Source organism: Nocardia heshunensis (assembly GCF_054782115.1).
In genome coordinates this window covers 996,493-1,012,138 of sequence record NZ_BAAGTC010000004.1, presented here as the reverse complement: position 1 = coordinate 1,012,138, position 15,646 = coordinate 996,493, and the positions used below count along the sequence as shown (strand labels likewise).

The window sequence follows — 15,646 nt, the reverse complement described above, 5'->3', positions numbered from 1 at the left end:
CGGCTCAGGCCATCGAGAGCGTGCGCGGCGAGATCAGGTCCGATCCCTCGGGGGCGTGGGCCGGGTCGGTGCCCAGTTCGATCGGGCGATTGCGCTCATCGACGAAAACCACGTGCGGGGCGTAGTTCTCCAGCTCGGCCGCGTCCATCATGCCGTAGGCGATGAGGATGACCAGATCGCCGGGATGCACGAGATGCGCTGCGGCACCGTTGATTCCGATCACACCCGAACCGCGTTCGCCGGCGATCACGTAGGTCTCGAGGCGGGCCCCGTTGGTGATGTCGACGATCGAGACCTTCTCACCCTCGAGCAGGTCGGCGGCATCGAGCAGATCCTGATCCACCGTCACCGAACCCACATAGTGCAGATCGGCGTGAGTCACCGTGGCCCGGTGGATCTTCGACGTCATCATGGTGCGCAACATCGTCGTCGCCTCCTAGAGAGATGCCTGGGCAGGCTGGTCGGGAACGGTGGGCAGGCCGTCGAGCGGCTTGCCGATGGAAACGGGCATATTGTCGATCAGGCGGGTGGTGCCGACGCGGGCCGCGACCAGCAGGCGGGCATTGCCGCTGGGCCACTCCTCGGAGAAGTCCGAACCACGCAGTGCCAGATAGTCGACCTGGATATCCGGGGCCAGATCCAGCACGGACTGAGCGGTTTCCAGCACCGCCTCGGGACCGCCACCGGCGGCATGGCGGCCCGCCAGCAGCGCGGCCGACAGCGTCAGCGCCAGCTCACGCTCCTCGGTGCTCAGGAAGCGGTTGCGCGAGGACTTGGCCAGGCCGTCCTCGTCACGAACCGTCGCGGCAGGCACGATCTTCACGTCCATGTTCAGGTCGACCACCATCTGCCGGATCAAAGCCAGCTGCTGGTAATCCTTTTCGCCGAAGAACGCCTCGTGCGGCTGACAGATGTTGAACAGCTTCGACACCACGGTCAGCACGCCGGAGAAATGGCCCGGACGGGTAGCGCCCTCGAGAATGTCGCCGAACGGACCGGCCTGCACCGTGGTGCGCGGGCCGAACGGGTACATGTCCTTGGCGCTCGGCGCGAACACCAGCTCGACGCCCTCGCCGCGCAGCAGTTCCACATCCGCGTCCAGGGTGCGTGGGTACTTGTCGAGATCCTCGTTCGCGCCGAACTGCAGCGGATTCACGAAGATCGACACGATCACCGTGGTGTTGGTCAGCTTGGCCAGCCGCACCAACTCCAGGTGGCCCTCGTGCAGCGCGCCCATGGTCGGCACCAGCGCGACCCGGCGGCCCACCGAGCGCAGGGCCTTCACGACCTTCGTCATGACGGCCGGATCGTGGTGCACGGTCAGCTCGCCGCGCTTGTACGAACCGATCAGCTTCGGATCCATCAGCGTCCTTCCAGGAGATCGATCAGGTCGGGATTGGTCCGGGCGCGCTGCGCCGAACGCAGCGACTGCGCGCGATAGCCCGCTGCCAGGCGGGGATTCAGCGCCTCGAGCGCGTCCAGATGTGCGGCCACCGCGGCCACGTCACCGCGGGCCACCGGACCGGTCAGCGCGGCCGGGCCACGCCGCAGAGCATTGTCGAGCGCCGCCGACGCGAGCGGGGCCAGCACGCGCTCGGCCAAGCCGTTGGGCTGATCGTCGATGGTCTGCTGACCCAGCAGACCCGGACCGGACAGGGCGGCACGCAACGCTTCCACCGCGTCCACGATCAAAGTCACCAGATGGTTGCTGCCGTGCGCGAGAGCCGCGTGATAGAGGGTGCGGTGCTCCTCGGACACCCGCACCGGCTCGCCGCCCATTTCGATCACCAGCGACTGCGCGATGGCGTAACCGATGTCGTCGGCGGCGGTGACGCCGAAGCAGGCATTGGCCAGGCGGGCCACATCCTCGTCATGTCCCGTGAACGTCATGGCCGGATGAATCGCGAGCGGCAAGGCACCCAGCGCGGTCAGCGGCGCGAGAATTCCGACACCGTTCGCGCCCGAGGTGTGCACCACGATGGTGCCCGGACGGACCGCGTTCGCCGCCGCCAAACCGGCCACCAGGCCGGGCAATTCGCTGTCCGGCACGGCCAGGATCAGCAGTTCGCTGCGGGATGCCACATCCTCGGCGGGCAGGACCTGGGAATCCGGGAGCCGGGTGGCGGCACGACGCAGCGAGGCATCCGAAATCGCGGATACCCCGAATACGACATGACCGGCACGCTCCAGCGCCGCGCCCAGTGCGGATCCGACGCGTCCCGCCGAGACGATTCCCACCGTCAGGCGTGCGGGCGCAGGATCACTCCAGACATCCTTGTCCGAGGTCACTTTGTCCTCTCGAAGTTCGTTCCAGTCCCGCCTTGCGGGTACCGGACGTTACTCGGCGAGGATATCGCCGCCGATTCGCCGGAGCCACCAGATGTGGGATAGGCAACTCCGGCTCAGCGTCAGTTGGCGTTCTCGGACTTCAGGTTTGCCATGATTTCGGCGACCGAGAGGCGCTGGGTGCCTTCCGGGTCCGGGGTGTCGCCGCGGCGGCGACGGCGGGCGGTGGCGCGGCCGACGGGGGTCGAATGCTCCTGTTCGGGGGTCAGGCGCGGGATGGTGGCCTGGCCGTTGCCGTTCGTGGTGCCGTTGACTACCGCGGCAGCAGCCGCGGGCGCGGGTGCGGGTGCCGGTGCTGTGGCCGGAGCCGGCGTGGCCGGGGCCGGATCCGGGTCGGCGGCACGTTCGGCCTCGTAGTCGGCGCGCATGGCGTCGGTGATGATCGAGGTTTCGGCGGTGACCGGGTCGTCGAAGGGGGTGGCGAAGGCCGGGGGTTCCGGATGGGCCGGGTCGAATTTGGGGGCTAGGTCGGTCTGCGAGATGGGGGCGCGGGTGCGGGGTTCCTCGGCGTCCTCGGACTGGTCGGGCGACGACCAGGGGTCCCAGGGATCGGCGTCCGGCCAGTTATCGTTCGCCGCCTCCGTGGCCGGGTCGGCGTCACGACTCGGAAGTTCTTGGACGCGAACGGCATCCGCACGCAGGGCGGGCCGGTCGAAGGGCAGGTCGCCGTCGAACAGCCGCTGCAGACTCTCCCGCAGGACGGTGAGTTCGGCACGCAGCGCGGCCATTTCCGCGGCGTCCGCGCCCACCTCGTGGCGGACCCGGTGCTCCACGCCCAGCTCGTATTCGCGGCGGGCAGCAACCTCGCGCTCCAGCTGCAGTTGGTAGACCTTCTGGAGGTCACCCACTTTCGCCTTGTCGATGGCCGCCTCCCTGCGAAAACGCGTGGCAGCGAGGGCACCGATGGCGGCAGCCCAGAGGGCGGCTAGCAGGCCCACCCGGATCAGGTGGACGTTGTCACTGAAGATCAGGAAAATGCTGGCAACCAGTCCGAGAAGAAGCAGAAAGCCGGTGAAGAACTTTCCCGCATCCACCCGTCGCCGACGGGAAGCACTGCTACGGGAGGGTGAAACCATGTCCGCCAGCGTAGCTTGATCTTCCGACCAGGACCCCCACCTTGACGATCATCATGGCCAATCCGTTAGCTAGGAAGTAGCTGCTTCATCGGGTGGATCGATGGGCGCGCGGCAGCAATACTCCAGCCACAAAGCGGCCGCCACCAGCGCCACCCCGCCGATCAAACCCACCACCGCACCCGGCGTATCCGACGATGCCGCACGCAGATCCGAGCGCTGCATGAGCAGCCACACCAGGAACCCCAGCCAGATGCCGCCCACCAGCGACCCCACCTGCACCGACGCCTTGGCCAGCGCCACCGCCCGGGCCACCGTGATCGGATGCAACTGACCGGAACCGCCGGGGCCGATCCCGTGATTGTCCTTCCGCTGCCGAATCACGAACGCCAGCACGACCTCCAGGAGCGCCACGGGAATCAGCGAGGCCCCAGAGAACACCGAGATCGGCGGGAACGACGAATACGCGACATTGGTGGCGATCCACGCCACCACCGCCGCCAGCAGTACATTCGCACTCAGGTCGAGGATGCGGGTCGGCTTCACCGCATCGGCTCCGGTGTCGGTGTTTTCGGCGTCATGGCGTCCAGCCCAGCGACAGTTCGGTGCGGCGCACACCCGCCACCTCGGCGGAATCCAAGACCGCCAACCACTCTCGCAGCGACCGCGCCGCGCCGGTCACCGCAAGCTCCGCGTCCGGCTCCACCTCCAGCCACGGCAGCAGCACGAACGCGCGATTGTGCGCCTGCGGATGCGGCAGCGTCAGCACCGGATCCAGGCTGCGCACCTCCACCCGGACATCGCGGCGGCGCTGCTCGGCCCACACCACGTCCACGTCCAACGTGCGCGCGCCCCAGCGTACCTCGCGCACCCGACCGGCGGCCTGTTCCAGCTCCTGGCCCAGCCGTAGCCAGTCCGAGGGTTCCAGGGCCGGATCCTCGGCCACCAGAACGGCATTCAGGTAGTCCTGCTGCGGCACCCCACCCCAGGGCGGGGTCGAGTACACCGAGGAGACCGCCACCAGGCGTGGTCCCAGCGCCTCGACCACACTGCGCAGGTGCGCCAGCCGATCACCCAGGTTGGAACCGATGGACAGGACTACGCGGGTCACCGCTCTACTCCTTCGGCTCGCGTCGGCGGGACGTGACTACACGGACGTCTTCGAAGGTATGCGGAATCGGCGCGAAAGGCTTGTGCAGCACCACCTCCACGGCCTGGATGCGGGGATCGGCCATGACCTCGTCGGCGATGTTCGAGACCACCGTCTCGATCAGATCGCGCGGCTCGCCCGCCACGATCGCCACCACCTGATCGGCCAGCTCGCCGTAGTGGACGGTGTCGGCGATATCGTCGGACTTCGCCGCGGCCGAGAAGTCGGTCCACAGCGTCAGATCCACCACGAACTCCTGGCCGTCGCGCTTCTCGAAGTCGAAGACGCCGTGATGGCCGAAGACCCGCAGGCCACGCAATTCGATCCGGTCCGTGCCCAACACCGTGTGGTCCCTGCTCAACTCAGCTCTCTCCCGCCGCGCGCCGGTACCGTTCGCGCAGTCTGCGCGCGGCATTCGTGGTGGCGTCCACAACCGCGACGGCGTCCAGCGAGGACCGCACATCGTGCACCCGTACACCCCAGGCCCCGTGCTCGGCGGCCAGCGCCGAAATGGTGGCGGTCGCCACCTCGCGGCCGTCCGGCGGGCGCGGACCCGACTCGTCGGCCAGCAGGCCGCCGAGAAAACGCTTGCGGGAGGCCCCGATCAGGACGGGCAGACCCGCGTCCATCATCTCGGTCATGCGATAGAACATGCCGCCCAGCAATTCCCAGTTGTGGTCGGCGTTCTTGGCGAACCCCAGGCCGGGATCCAGCACCAGCTGACCGAGGTCGACGCCGCCCGCCAGGGCGAACTCGACCTGCGCGTTCAGCTCCTCCCAGACCTTGGTCACGACATCGTCGTACTCCTCGGCCGGGCCGGTGTGCTCGTAGTTGGCTTCCGCCCGCCAGTGCATGAGGATCCACGGAATCCGGGTCTCGGCAACGACTTTCACCATGTTCGCGTCGGCGCGACCGCCGGAGACATCGTTGACCATGGCCACGCCCGCCGCGATGGCGGCCTCGGCCACACTCGCCCGCATGGTGTCCACACTGGTCGGCACCCCGGCCGCGGCCAGCGCCCGAATCACCGGAACCACCCGCGCCGCTTCGGTTTCCGGGTCGATGCGTGCCGCACCGGGCCGGGTCGACTCGCCGCCGACATCGATGATGTCCGCGCCCATCTCGTAGAGCTCCAGGCCGTGCGCGATGGCCAGGCCCGGATCCAGGTAGCGACCACCATCGGAGAACGAGTCGCTGGTGACGTTCACGACGCCCATCACCACGCAGGAGCGGCCACCACGAGGAACAACCAATTCGGCCCCCCGCGTACCGCTCTCGGCCATGGTCGGTGCGCTCACTTTCGGAGAATCAGGTCCAGGGCCTCGGCCCGGGTGGTGGAGTTGGACTGCAGGGTGCCGCGCACCGCCGAGGTGGTGGTGGAGGCGCCCGGCTTGCGGATGCCGCGCATGGCCATGCACAGGTGCTCGGCCTCGATCACCACGATCGCGCCGCGCGGATCCAGCTTCGCCATCACGGCGTCGGCGATCTGCGAGGTCAGTCGTTCCTGGACCTGCGGGCGCTTGGCATAGAGGTCCACCAGGCGGGCCAGCTTGGACAGCCCGGTCACCCGGCCGTGCGCGCCCGGGATATAGCCGACGTGCGCGACCCCGTGGAACGCCACCAGGTGGTGTTCACAGGTCGAGTACATCGGAATGTCGCGGACCAGCACCAGTTCCTGATGCCCCTCGTCGAAGGTGGTGTTGAGCACCTCGGCCGGATCGGTGAACAGTCCGGCGAACATCTCCCGATACGCGCGCGCCACCCGGCCGGGGGTGTCGGCGAGCCCGGGACGATCCGGATCCTCGCCGACCGCGATCAGCAGTTCGCGCACGGCGTTCTCCGCACGCTCCTGATCGAAAGGCCGACCGGTCTGGAGCGCGATCGGGCCGGACACGACGGTGTTGTTGGTGGCCGACAATCGACACCTCCTGTGTTGACTTGCCGCACATGCTCTTCGCGGCCTGGACGCGGTCGCCGACCACTCGGAGCGGGCCCGGCCGCAGGGCGTTCACCCTGCTGCCGGGCCCGGCCCGAGCCGGGCCGCGAACCCATCGATCGTATCGGGACCGCGGTCAGCGACGACCGTTCGGTCCGTCCCAACCGTTCTTGTCGTCCTCGTCATTCCCGACGGCCGGCGGCGTGGCCGGATACTCCGGCTGTCCGTAGCCCGGCTGCGGGTACTGGCCAGCGCCCGGCTGGTAGCGCTGGTTGCCCGCGGGCGCCCAGCCGCCGTACGCGCCGCGCGGCTGCGGCGACTGCGCATCGTCTTCCTGCGGCGGCCAGCCCGGCGCCGACCAACCGGCCGGAGCGCCGTAATCCGGACGCGAACCGTGCGTCGGCGCACCCGGGCGGGAGTAGCCCGGAGCCTGCGGCAGCGGGTAGCCCGACGGGGCGGGAGCCGGATAGCCGCCGTACTGCGGGGCACCGCCGTAGGCCGGTTCCGGATAGCCGCCGTTGGCGGGCTGCGCCACCGGGTACGCGGGCTTCGACTCTTCTTCCACCCACGGCTCGCCGCGCTCGGCGGCCAGCTCACGCGGCGTCTTCACCGGCGGGCGGTCGGACGGGACGCGATCACCGAAATCGTTGAAAGCCGTGATGCGCGGCCGCTTTTCGACGGTGGTGAGCACGGTCTCGAGATCCTTGCGGTGCAGGGTCTCGCGCTCGAGCAGCGCGGTGGCCAGCGAATCCAGCTCGTCGCGGTACTCGTTGAGCACGGCCCACGCCTCGGTGTGCGCGGCCTCGATGAGGTTGCGCACCTCCTCGTCGATCTCGCGTGCCACCTCGTGCGAGTAGTCCGCGGCCTGGCCCATGGACCGGCCCAGGAACGGGTCGCCCTGCTCCTGGCCGTAGCGGACCGCGCCCAGGCGGGCACTCATGCCGTACTCGGTGACCATCGCGCGGGCGATCTTGGTGGCCTGGTCGATATCGGACGAGGCACCCGTGGTCGGCTCGTGGAACACCAGCTCCTCGGCCGCACGACCACCCATGGCCATGACCAGGCGGGCGATCATCTCCGAGCGGGTCATCAGGCCCTTGTCGTCCTCGGGCACCGTCATGGCGTGACCGCCGGTGCGGCCGCGGGCCAGGATGGTGACCTTGTAGACGGGCTCGATATCGGGCATCGCCCAGGCGGCCAGGGTGTGCCCGGCCTCGTGGTAGGCGGTGATCTTCTTCTCGTGCTCGCTGATCACCCGCGACTTGCGCCGCGGACCGCCGATGACGCGGTCGACCGATTCCTCCAGTGCCGCACCGGTGATCACGTTGCCGTGCTCACGCGCGGTGAGCAGCGCGGCCTCGTTGATGACGTTCGCCAGATCCGCGCCGGACATGCCGACGGTGCGCTTGGCCAGACCCTCGAGGTCGGCCTCGGGCGAGATCGGCTTGCCCTTCGAGTGCACCGAAAGGATCGCGCGACGGCCGTTGAGGTCCGGGTTGCCGACCGGGATCTGCCGGTCGAAACGGCCCGGGCGCAGCAGCGCCGGATCCAGGATGTCGGGACGGTTGGTGGCGGCCATGATGATGACGCCGGTGCGCTCACCGAAGCCGTCCATCTCGACCAGCAGCTGGTTCAGCGTCTGCTCACGCTCGTCGTGACCACCGCCGAGGCCCGCGCCGCGCTGGCGGCCGACCGCGTCGATCTCATCGACGAAGATGATGCAGGGGCTGTTCTGCTTGGCCTGATCGAACAGGTCACGCACACGCGAGGCACCGACACCGACGAACATCTCGACGAAGTCGGAACCGGAGATGGTGAAGAACGGCACCCCGGCCTCACCGGCAACGGCCTTGGCCAGCAACGTCTTACCGGTACCGGGCGGGCCGTAGAGCAGCACACCCTTCGGGATCTTCGCGCCCAGCGCCTGGTAGCGCGCCGGGTTCTGCAGGAAGTCCTTGATCTCGTAGAGCTCTTCGATGGCCTCGTCGGCGCCGGCCACATCCTGGAACGTGGTCTTGGGCATGTCCTTCGACAGCAGCTTGGCCTTCGACTTGCCGAAGCCCATCATGCCGCCGCGGCCGCCGCCCTGCATGCGCGCCATCACGAAGATGAACAGGCCCAGCAGGACCACCATGGGCAGCATGAACAGCAGAATCTGGCTCAGCCAGGAGTCCTGCTTGACCGAGGTGTTGACCTTGGCGCCGGAATCCGTCGCGGCCTTGAAGACCTGCGCGGAAACCTCGCCGCCGCCCGGGTATTTGGCGATCAGCTTGGTCTCGCCCTTGGTCGCATCATTGCCGTTCTTCAACGTGATGCGCAGTTGCTGTTCTTTGTCGTCGATCTGGACTGAATCGACATTGGACTTGTCCTGGAGCTGGGAGAGCGCCACCGAGGTATCGACGCTATGCCAGCCGCGCGTGTCGTTGCTGAAATAGCTGACCAACCAGATCACGAGCAGAAAGCCCGCGACTATGGCCAGGTTGCGGAACACAGTCTTGCGGTTCATAGAGCGTCGGCCGGCGGCCAGTCCTTTCCGGGGGGTGTATCCGGTTTGCCTGCGATGCTTGCGTGGCGCGCCCGTTCCCGCGAACGGATGCGGACATGCCACGTTACCGCGTACGGTCTAGTCGATACATCGCGCAGTTCGGCAGGTAGTGCAGTTCAGCAAGTAAACGGCTGGAGAACGCAGGTGGTTCCCCGACTATCTGCGGCAACACATCGGGTCGATCACCCCCTGGTGTCGGACCGAGTGGTCACAATCATGGCATGGTCGTCCTATCGTGAGCGACGACACAACAGAGCGCAGGGGGTATGGACATAGTCGAGCTACGGACACCCACGGCGATTGTGCGTCACGGCAACGGGCGGTTGACGGTGCTGCGACCCGGAACCGACGGCGAGCGCGTGCTCGACGTGCCGGTGAGCGACCTTCTCAAGGTGCGTTTGAACCGGCGCGCCGATGACGCCGTCGTCATCGAAATCTATCTGCGCTATCCCACCCCGGTGCTGACCGGAGTTCCCGCCGACCGGACCCCGCTGCCGGTGCTCATCGCCGAACACGATGTGCCCGCCGCCACCGTCATCGTCGAGCGGATCAACAATCAGATCCTGGCCACCCAGCGTTTGGATGTGGCCGCCCCCGACCTGACGCCGCCCGCACCCTCCTGGGGTCGCACCGGGCCCGCCCGCGCCGACGTGGATCGCGCGGTCCGGCGGATGGCGCCCAAGCGGGACGCGAAACCGGCTGTGGCAGCACTGCAGCGGTACGTGACGCCGGAAGAGTATGTCCTGGAGACCGCGCTGGTCAGCACGCGGTCGCCCGCACCTCGCGCCACCGGTCTGCTCGCGGTCACCACCACGCGGCTGATCTTCGTCTCGCTCGGCTCGGGCAAGCGTTTCGCCCACGAACTGCCGATCGCGACCCTGCTGTGGGCGCGGACCACCGATGAGGCCGAGGCCGCCGTGCCCGGCGAATACGGGGTCGAGGTCAGCGACGGCAATCTGACCTGGCACTTCTCCGGCACCGATCGGGCCGACACCGACCGGGTCACGGGCGCTTTGAATTTCGCCATCCAGCGCGAGGTGGCCGACGGCGCCGCCGGGCCCGCCGATCCGGGCGTGTCGAAGCTGTACTCGGAATGGGAATTACTGGTCGAGCGGCATTCGCTCGGCATGGTCGACGACTCGCAGTTCCAGCGTTACGGGCGCGGAATTCTGCGCTCCCTACCTGACTAGGTTCATCGACAGAGCCGGACTAGTTTCGCTGACAGGTGAAAGTGGTTGGGGGCCAAGCCCCCAACCCACCACCGTTATTCCTCCGGCTGCAGATTGATGCGCCGCCACGGGCTGGTCGGCCGCATCCACAGGCGCAGCAATTCCATGCGCCGATCCACGCCACCGGATTTCAACTCCGCCAGGTCCTCGCACGCCTGCCAGTAGGTCCATCCGGCCAGGTACGCGTCACCGAATTGCCGCCAGTTGCGGTATTTGCGCTGCGCCTGCGGCAGGGCGCGCATCAGGTAGTCCCAGGCGACATCCGCGTCGAGATAGCCCGCGGTGTAGGCCATCCGGGCGACGGCGACCACGCGAGCCAGATCCCACGCCTGGATATCGGTGGGCAGCGGCCGGACCAGATGATCGGTGAGGCCGAGTTTGATGGCCTGCGACCAGATGTCGTAATCGCGGACCAGCGCCTCCGGATTCTCCATGCCGCGGAAGGAACCGACCTGCCGCAGGAAGGCGCGATGCCGATCGGCGCGCTCACCGAAGCGGTCGCGTTCAGGGGAATTGATGGCCGCGGTCACCAGTGGATGCACCAGCGCGTAGAGCGGACCGTGCATGCCGTCGAGCAATTGCTCCATCGAGGCCATCGCCTCGGTGCCGTCGGTGATGCCCCACGCACCGGTGAGGGTGTCGATGGCAAGTTCGCGGCGATCGCCGAGTGGGTGCTCGCGTTCGGGGCCCAGCAGTAGCGCGTCGTGGAAGGCGTCCCAGCGGGCCGAGTAGAAACCGCCGAGGGACAGCGCGCGCAATTCGTCGTCGGAGACCTGCGCACCCGACCAATGGTCTTCCTCGCGCTCGTCCAGCTCCGGGTAGGGAAATGTGGTCAGCGTGGGAACGTCGCGGGCGGGCATACCCCCGATTGTTCCCCATCGATCTTGGAGTGGCCCGCTATTCGCCGATCGCGTGTGCCATATCCGGCGATCCCTCATGGTCAGCGTTCCGGGTCGGGTTCGCGCGGCGCGGCGTCGCGGGGTTCCACCTCGATGCGGACCGAACCCGAGCGCACCGAGCGCAGAATGAGTACGCAGACGGCGAGTACCGCCAGCAGAATGATCACGGTCGTAATGGCTGCCATGTGCTGCCCACCTCCAGCGTCCGACGCACCCGCCAGCGTAGCTGCTATTTCATGGCAAACCAGTTGGTTTGTAAAACCTGGACGAACACCCGGCACACACACGCAATTGGCAGAATTTTGCCCTGTCACACAAGGTAATCGGGCGCTAACCTCTGGGGGCATGAGTGGGAACATCACCCTGTTGCGCGGGCTGACACCGGCGGCCACGGAGCAGGAAATCTACGCCGCCGCACAGGAATACGTGCGCAAGGTCGGCGGAGTATCGGGTTTGACGACAACAACCAAGAACGCCGTGGACAAGGCGGTCGCGGCAATAGCGGCCGCGACCACGCAATTACTGGCGGAATTGCCGGAACGCCGGGTCGCGGAGGGCGAGGCGCCGGTCCGCCGCCGCGGCATTCCGGAAGCGGTCGCGGAGGAAGCCAGCTGAGCCGCATGGGCTCAGACGCCGTAAATCGCCACGCATTCCAGCGCGATCTCCAACCGCGCCCCGCGTTGGTCGAGAGAGTGACCGAGTAGTTCTTCTATGCGCTGAATCCGGTAGCGCACCGTGTTCTTGTGCACGCCCAGCAGTTTCGCGGCGGCGTCGGGGCTGCGGCGGACCCGCAGGTAGGCGTGCAAGGTTTCGCGCAGTCGCGCCGACTGCGGGTCCGCGGCGGCCAGCGCGCCCAGTTCCCGATCGACGAGCGCCCGCATGGCCGTCTCGTCCGCTCCCGCCAGATAGGCGACCTCCACCTCCGAATAGGGCAGCACGCGCGGCAGATTCGGGCGTGCCCGCTCCGCGACGTGCCGGGCCGCGACGGCCTCGCGATGGCTGCCGCGGAATCCGGCGGTGTGCGCAGCGGGCAGGCCGACGGCCACCCGCACGGGCGCGTCCACCGACCAGGCCGGGTCGGCGGGGTCGGGCAGGTCGCCGTCCACGCCGATCCAGGCCCACAGCGCCGACGCCCCCGACGGCACGGTGAGCAGACTGCCGTTGCCCAGGGCGGCGGCATAACGGGCGACGATCCGGTCCAGCAGCCCGACGGCCTCGCCCGCGGCTTCGTCGGTCCACAGCACCAGCGCCACGTGCCGCTGGGTGAGCCGGTATCCGAGCCCGGCGGAAGCGGTTTCGGCGTCCACGTCGGAGCCGTCGAGCAGGGCGCGCACGATCTCGGCGCGCTGGGTGAAGGCGGCGCGCAGGCCGCGTTCGCGTTCGGCCATATAGGTGTCGGTGAGGGTTTCCACCGAGGTGCTGACCCAGCGGGTGGTGCGGTCGAAAAGCCGCAGCAGCACCGATCTTTCGATGTCCGGCGGCAGCTGCCGCTGTTCGAGCACCTCGGTCATGTAGTCGATGACCGCCTCCTGGCCGAGGTGGTAGACGCGCAGCAGCAGGCGCACGTCGTAGCCACGGCGGGCGACGGTGCGGGCGAAGGCGTGCGCTTCCTCGGGGACCGGGTAGTCGAAGCGGTCCTGGGTGAGTCCGCTGAGGACGGCCACGGCGTGGGCGCGGCTGCTGGCGGCGAGGTCGCGGCGCATATCGCGGTCGCGCAGTTCGGGGATGCGGGTGATGATCGCGTTGTCGAGGCGGGTGACGACCTGTTCGAGGGTCGCGGCGGGGAGGGTTTCGGCGACGAAGTCGGCGATCCATTGCCGGATCTCCGCGCTGTTCACCGTCGTCGCCATGCCGAACCCTTCAACTTGTACTCAAAGCACAAAACCGACCGGAACAATTGACCCGATTGGCCAAGCATCGGCCCCCGAAATTGTGTCACGATCATAGTCCAGTGAGCTACCACACAGCTCGCCGTCGCAATGTAGCGCACGTGGGGAAGGCATATCGTGACCAATACCGAACCTGCCGCGGGCACCGCTCGCAAGACCGGGACCCGCAAATCCGCCGGGACCGCCGCCAAGGCCGCCCAGAATTCGGCGCCGACCCCGGCGACCGACCTCGAGGTCCGTAATCCGGCGACCGGAGAGCTGGCGGGCACGGTGCCGATCGATACGGCCGACACGGTCGCCGCCAAGGTCCGCGAACTGCGCGCACACCAGCCCGCCTGGGAGGCGCTGGGCCCCGACGGCCGCAAGGAGTGGCTGCTCGAGCTGCAGGACTGGTTGGTGGACAACACCGATCACCTGGCCGACGTGCTGCAGTCCGAGACCGGCAAGTCCCGCGTGGACGCGCTCATCGACCCGGCCTTCTCGGTCGATCTGACCGGCTACTACGCCCGGCGCGCCGCGAAATTCCTTGCCGACGAACATCCTTCGCCGCACAGCCCGCTGGCCCGGGTCAAGCAGCTGACCACGGTGTTCCGGCCGTACCAGGTGGTCGGCGTGATCACGCCGTGGAACTTCCCGCTGGCCATGCCGGTCATCGACGTGATCCCGGCGCTGGCGGCGGGCGCGGCGGTCATCCTGAAACCGTCCGAGGTGACGCCGCTTTCGGCGGTCGAGCTGGCGCGCGGCTGGCGTGAGATCGGCGCTCCCCCGGTGTTCGAGGTGGTCACCGGTGCGGGCGCGACGGGTGCGGCCGTGGTCGGCACCGCCGACTACATCCAGTTCACCGGCTCCACCGCCACCGGCCGCAAGATCGCCGCCGCGGCCACCGAGCGGATGATCCCGTTCAGTCTCGAACTGGGCGGCAAGGATCCGGCCCTGGTGCTGGCCGATGCCGACCTGGACCGTGCCGCGTTCGGCATCGCCTACGGCGGCATGTTCAATGCCGGGCAGGTGTGCATCTCGGTCGAGCGCGTGTACGTGGAAGCGCCGGTGTACGACGAGTTCGTCACCAAGCTGACCGCCGCGGTCAAGGAGATCCGTCAGGGCGTGGACGGCCGCAAGCCGCAGTTCGATGTGGGCGCGCTGGCGAATGAGAACCAGGCGCAGATCGTGCAGAGCCATGTCGAGGACGCCGTCAAGGCGGGTGCGCGGATCACCACCGGCGGCCAGCGCACCGGTGTCGGAACGCTTTTCGAGCCGACCGTGATCGCCGACGCCGACCACACCATGACCTGCATGACCGAGGAGACCTTCGGGCCGACCCTGCCGGTCATGAAGGTGGCGAACGAGGCGGAAGCCATTCGCATGGCCAATGATTCGATCTACGGCCTGTCGGCGTCCGTGTGGTCGCGGGACAAGGATCGCGCCGAACGCGTTGCGCGCCAATTGAACGCGGGCGCGGTGAACATCAACGACGTGTTTGCCAATATGTTCAGCTTCGCGCTGCCCATGGGCGGCTGGGGTCTGTCGGGCACCGGCGCGCGCTGGGGCGGCCCCAACGGTGTCCGCAAGTACTGCCGTCAGCAGGCGATCACCAAGCCGCTGCTGCCGACGCAGACCAAAGAGCCGCTGTGGTTCCCGTATTCGCCGCCCAAGCTGACCTTCGCCATGGCCGCCATGCGGGCCGCGGGCACCCGCGGACTGCGGCGGATCAATGTGCCCGCCATCATCAAGACCGTACGGGGGATGTAATGGCCGACTTCGGAACCATTGCCGGGAAGGTCGTCGTCATCACCGGCGGCGCGCGCGGCATCGGCCTGGCCACCGCCACCGCACTGCAGGCGCTGGGCGCGAAGGTCGCCATCGGCGACATCGACGAGACCACGGTGAAAGAGTCCGGCGCCGCACGGGGATTCGATGTGTACGGCAAGCTGGACGTCACCGATCACCAGTCGTTCGAGGAGTTCCTCGACGATGTGGAGCAGCGGCTCGGCCCGATCGATGTGCTGATCAACAATGCCGGGATCATGCCGACCGGGCGTGTGGTGGACGAGCCGGATCAGATCACCCGCCGCATTCTCGACATCAATGTGTACGGCGTGATCCTGGGCTCCAAGCTGGCCATCGCGCGCATGCTGCCGCGCGGGCGCGGGCAGGTCATCAATATCGCCTCGCTGGCGGGCGAGACCCACATTCCGGGTCTGGCCACCTACAACGCCAGCAAGCACGCGGTGCTGGGCTTCACCGACACGCTGCGTGAGGAGTACCGCGGCACCGGGCTGCAGTTCTCCTCGGTGCTGCCGACGCTCACCAAAACCGAACTGGGAACCGGGATCACGGCCCCCAAGCTGCTGCGCCCGGCCGAGCCGGAGGAGATCGCCGACGCCATCACCAAGCTGATCGTCGAGCCGCGCTCGAAGGTCCGGGTGACCACGGTGGCGGGCATCATCTCGCAGGTGGTCGGTTTCCTGCCGCAGTCGGTGGGCGATGCCATCGGGCGGGCGCTGGGCGCGCAGTCCGCGTTCCTCGACGATGTGGACGCCGACGCCCGCAACGCCTACGAGCACCGGGTGCGCGACTAG

At 68.0% G+C, this 15,646-nt stretch carries 17 protein-coding genes; 4 read left to right on the top strand and 13 right to left on the bottom strand.

Annotated elements, in window-relative coordinates; genetic code table 11:
- Positions 1 to 4 precede the first annotated feature (4 nt).
- The 10 genes from panD to ftsH form a co-directional block, all read right to left on the bottom strand.
- Positions 5 to 424, bottom strand: coding sequence for an aspartate 1-decarboxylase (gene panD, locus ACYVN4_RS17255; RefSeq protein WP_460722169.1), 420 nt, complete (start codon positions 422 to 424; stop codon positions 5 to 7).
- Between the two features lie 12 nt (positions 425 to 436).
- Positions 437 to 1,363 carry a pantoate--beta-alanine ligase gene (gene panC / locus ACYVN4_RS17250; RefSeq protein WP_460722167.1) on the bottom strand — a complete coding sequence of 309 codons (927 nt, stop codon included), beginning with the start codon at positions 1,361 to 1,363 and terminating at the stop codon, positions 437 to 439.
- Positions 1,363 to 2,289, bottom strand: coding sequence for a Rossmann-like and DUF2520 domain-containing protein (locus tag ACYVN4_RS17245; protein ID WP_460722165.1), 927 nt, complete (start codon positions 2,287 to 2,289; stop codon positions 1,363 to 1,365). The genes panC and ACYVN4_RS17245 overlap by 1 nt, the downstream gene beginning before the upstream one ends.
- Positions 2,290 to 2,408: 119 nt before the next feature.
- Positions 2,409 to 3,422 (bottom strand): DUF6779 domain-containing protein, encoded by a 1,014-nt coding sequence (locus tag ACYVN4_RS17240; protein ID WP_460722163.1) that lies wholly within the window; start codon positions 3,420 to 3,422, stop codon positions 2,409 to 2,411.
- Positions 3,423 to 3,491: 69 nt separating this feature from the next.
- Positions 3,492 to 3,965: a DUF3180 domain-containing protein gene (locus ACYVN4_RS17235; RefSeq protein WP_460722161.1), complete on the bottom strand. Its 474-nt coding sequence runs from the start codon at positions 3,963 to 3,965 to the stop codon at positions 3,492 to 3,494.
- A 31-nt stretch (positions 3,966 to 3,996) separates the two neighbouring features.
- A complete protein-coding gene (gene folK, locus ACYVN4_RS17230) occupies positions 3,997 to 4,530 on the bottom strand; it encodes a 2-amino-4-hydroxy-6-hydroxymethyldihydropteridine diphosphokinase (RefSeq protein WP_460722159.1) in 534 nt (177 codons plus the stop codon).
- A 4-nt stretch (positions 4,531 to 4,534) separates the two neighbouring features.
- Positions 4,535 to 4,909 (bottom strand): dihydroneopterin aldolase, encoded by a 375-nt coding sequence (gene folB, locus ACYVN4_RS17225; RefSeq protein WP_460722730.1) that lies wholly within the window; start codon positions 4,907 to 4,909, stop codon positions 4,535 to 4,537.
- A gap of 22 nt (positions 4,910 to 4,931) precedes the next feature.
- Positions 4,932 to 5,852 (bottom strand): dihydropteroate synthase, encoded by a 921-nt coding sequence (gene folP, locus ACYVN4_RS17220; protein ID WP_460722728.1) that lies wholly within the window; start codon positions 5,850 to 5,852, stop codon positions 4,932 to 4,934.
- An 11-nt stretch (positions 5,853 to 5,863) separates the two neighbouring features.
- Complete coding sequence (gene folE, locus ACYVN4_RS17215) at positions 5,864 to 6,487, bottom strand: GTP cyclohydrolase I FolE (protein ID WP_452395035.1); 624 nt, start codon at positions 6,485 to 6,487, stop codon at positions 5,864 to 5,866.
- Positions 6,488 to 6,641: 154 nt separating this feature from the next.
- Positions 6,642 to 9,011 (bottom strand): ATP-dependent zinc metalloprotease FtsH, encoded by a 2,370-nt coding sequence (gene ftsH, locus ACYVN4_RS17210; protein ID WP_460722157.1) that lies wholly within the window; start codon positions 9,009 to 9,011, stop codon positions 6,642 to 6,644.
- A 305-nt stretch (positions 9,012 to 9,316) separates the two neighbouring features.
- Between ftsH and ACYVN4_RS17205 the strand changes: the two genes are divergently transcribed.
- A complete protein-coding gene (locus tag ACYVN4_RS17205) occupies positions 9,317 to 10,240 on the top strand; it encodes a hypothetical protein (protein WP_460722155.1) in 924 nt (307 codons plus the stop codon).
- A gap of 74 nt (positions 10,241 to 10,314) precedes the next feature.
- On the opposite strand, the gene ACYVN4_RS17200 is transcribed toward ACYVN4_RS17205, so the two are convergent.
- Positions 10,315 to 11,139: a DUF1266 domain-containing protein gene (locus ACYVN4_RS17200; RefSeq protein WP_460722153.1), complete on the bottom strand. Its 825-nt coding sequence runs from the start codon at positions 11,137 to 11,139 to the stop codon at positions 10,315 to 10,317.
- 80 nt (positions 11,140 to 11,219) lie between these two features.
- Positions 11,220 to 11,363 carry a hypothetical protein gene (locus tag ACYVN4_RS17195; protein WP_460722151.1) on the bottom strand — a complete coding sequence of 48 codons (144 nt, stop codon included), beginning with the start codon at positions 11,361 to 11,363 and terminating at the stop codon, positions 11,220 to 11,222.
- A gap of 160 nt (positions 11,364 to 11,523) precedes the next feature.
- Between ACYVN4_RS17195 and ACYVN4_RS17190 the strand changes: the two genes are divergently transcribed.
- Complete coding sequence (locus tag ACYVN4_RS17190; RefSeq protein ID WP_460722149.1) at positions 11,524 to 11,793, top strand: DUF2277 family protein; 270 nt, start codon at positions 11,524 to 11,526, stop codon at positions 11,791 to 11,793.
- A gap of 11 nt (positions 11,794 to 11,804) precedes the next feature.
- Here the strand turns inward: ACYVN4_RS17190 and ACYVN4_RS17185 are convergent, their stop codons facing one another.
- The gene (locus ACYVN4_RS17185; protein WP_460722147.1) at positions 11,805 to 13,028 is read right to left on the bottom strand and encodes a PucR family transcriptional regulator; all 1,224 of its coding nucleotides are present in this window, start codon (positions 13,026 to 13,028) and stop codon (positions 11,805 to 11,807) included.
- Between the two features lie 156 nt (positions 13,029 to 13,184).
- Here ACYVN4_RS17185 and ACYVN4_RS17180 point away from each other — a divergent pair, with 156 nt between their 5' ends.
- Together ACYVN4_RS17180 and ACYVN4_RS17175 are read left to right on the top strand one after the other, a co-directional pair.
- Complete coding sequence (locus tag ACYVN4_RS17180) at positions 13,185 to 14,816, top strand: aldehyde dehydrogenase family protein (protein ID WP_460722145.1); 1,632 nt, start codon at positions 13,185 to 13,187, stop codon at positions 14,814 to 14,816.
- Positions 14,816 to 15,646 (top strand): SDR family oxidoreductase, encoded by an 831-nt coding sequence (locus tag ACYVN4_RS17175; protein WP_460722143.1) that lies wholly within the window; start codon positions 14,816 to 14,818, stop codon positions 15,644 to 15,646. The genes ACYVN4_RS17180 and ACYVN4_RS17175 overlap by 1 nt, the downstream gene beginning before the upstream one ends.